1 protein-coding gene and 1 pseudogene are annotated in these 2,178 nt (G+C 34.8%); both read right to left on the reverse strand.

Going from position 1 to position 2,178, the window contains the following annotated elements; genetic code table 11:
* Positions 1-260: 260 nt before the first annotated feature.
* Positions 261-1,049 (reverse strand): annotated as a pseudogene (locus tag AFK68_RS00635) (class I SAM-dependent methyltransferase).
* Between the two features lie 245 nt (positions 1,050-1,294).
* Positions 1,295-1,474 (reverse strand): hypothetical protein, encoded by a 180-nt coding sequence (locus AFK68_RS00640; protein WP_094670824.1) that lies wholly within the window; start codon positions 1,472-1,474, stop codon positions 1,295-1,297.
* Positions 1,475-2,178: the final 704 nt, after the last annotated feature.

A 2,178-nucleotide genomic window follows, 5' to 3' on the forward strand; every position in this document is an offset into this window, starting at 1 on the left:
AGTGTAATATCTTTTCTCTACTGTCAGATCTGAAGTTTTATTTATAACTGATTATCCGAACATGATATAAGTTGTGAGAAATCAAAAAGTAGATAAAAAAACTGAAGCTCCGGTCTGTTGCCTATTGCCTGTTGCCTAAAAGCGGTAAGATTTTTATACATAAATAAAATAGGATTGCTATAGAGCTTGATTTTAGATGATATAGCTGATATGAATAAATTTGTTATCAGCTATTCATAATTATAGTTTTATTATCAGAATTAAATATTAGGTTTATAACTAACCCAATATTTACTGACAAAATGAACTTCGGTGACAATATTTATAAAGCCTGCTTTTTCTAAACGTTCTTCTAAATCATCTGTAATGTAACTTTTATAATAAGGTTCGTGGAACATTGCAGGAAAGTTTTCTAACATTGGCGCAAAATCAGGTTCATCAGAGGCTTGAATCGAATCACAAATGACAAAAACGCCTCCTGGTTGAGTGACTCTAAAAGCTTCTTCTATGACTTTTTGACGTACCATTGGCGGTAATTCATGGAAGGTAAAAACACAAGTTGTTGCCTGAAAATAGTTTTCTCGGAAAGGTAAATTCTCTGCATTTCCTTGCAAAAGCTGAGGTAATTATCCCAAGTATTCAGAGAGTAATTGATTCGCTTTTTTCAAGTAATCAGGTGATAAATCTAAACCATAAAGAGAGGCTTTTGGTAAGGTGGCGCGAATAAATTTTAATGTTCTGCCAGTACCACAAGCTATGTCTAAAACTCGTATTTTTTGGGAAGTTATCGCCTCTAATTTTTCCCCAGAAAACAATTTTTCTAATCCCATTTTTAAGGGAGTTAAAATTCGCCTGCGCATGGCATCGGCAGTACCATTAAATAAAAGTTCTACCTGCAAATCATAAAGATTAGCAGACATTTCGCTTAAGTAACCATCAGTTTGATGATGGAAGTTTTGTAAATAATAATTAGGATAATTTTCAGTCTCTATTTCTTGCGGAAATTCTTGATATTTTTTTTCTCTTATTCTTTCCCAAATACTAGGCATATCTAGCCAAACATTAGGATAATAACTGAAAAAATCTGCCCATGGATTATCGAAGATAATATTAATTGAATATATGCCTTTTTCTGCATCTACTAAATCTTTTTCGATAATTTAATCAATGCGTTGGTACATTTTTTGAAGAATTTCAGGAGACAAAGGCTGAGTATTTAGCAGGAGGTTGGGATNTTTTCGGAATTATTTTAATATATGCCTTTTTCTGCATCTACTAAATCTTTTTCGATAATTTAATCAATGCGTTGGTACATTTTTTGAAGAATTTCAGGAGACAAAGGCTGAGTATTTAGCAGGAGGTTGGGATAAATAAAATTTCTTAGATAAGTAGAAATTTGTTTATGAGCTAAAGCAAACACTGTTTTGCTTTGTTGAAATGTTTGATAAGTAAGTTTTGTGATTGTATCTGGCATGATGATATTGTTATATTAATAGTTCTTTTGAAATTGATTTTTTACAGCTTTTAAGTATAGCAAGACTTTTAAAAATTGGTATAATGCCAAATCCAGTAGTATCGGTACAATTCATACCTCGTAGGGGTTTGGTCTCCAAACCCCTAGCAAATTTGGAATTTTTGCCAATACTTATGGTATAGTCTTATCCTGTAAAGTAAGTGATATCAAATCCGGTAGTATCGGTGTAATTAGATAAAGAGTGTGGGGAGATGGGGAGATGGGGAGATGGGGAGAGCTAGGAAGATTTGGCAATGCCTGAAGATAGAAGATTTTTTTATACCGAATTAAGCGGATTTGATATCAAATCTGACTTGATAAACCCTATTTCTGGCATTGCTCAAGGGCGGGATGAATATAAGTGGGACAGGCAGGATGCCTGTTCCTACCGGCCCGAAAATATAGAACCCCTAAGGGGTTCTATATTTAAAATTATAGATTGAGAGTAGGGGCGATTTCCTACGGAATGCTCGTAATTACGCGGAAAGCGACAGCATTCGGTTTGCGCAGCATTCCACAGGAAACGAAATCGCCCGTACGGGAGTGGGGGAGTGGGGGAGTTTTCGGGTAAATTTTGAGTAGGAAGGACTACTGCATTAACTCATGTTGCTTCTATTTTAGCAATGCGAGGTCGTAAAGTTGTAGCTGTAGATTTAGATTTAGAA

This window comes from Hydrocoleum sp. CS-953, from assembly GCF_002260545.1.
Lineage (GTDB): Bacteria > Cyanobacteriota > Cyanobacteriia > Cyanobacteriales > Microcoleaceae > Trichodesmium.

Bases quoted from the DNA above. Each gene is read 5' to 3' on its own strand.
- AFK68_RS00640 (WP_094670824.1), bottom strand. From the start codon at position 1,474: ATGCCAGATACAATCACAAAACTTACTTATCAAACATTTCAACAAAGC.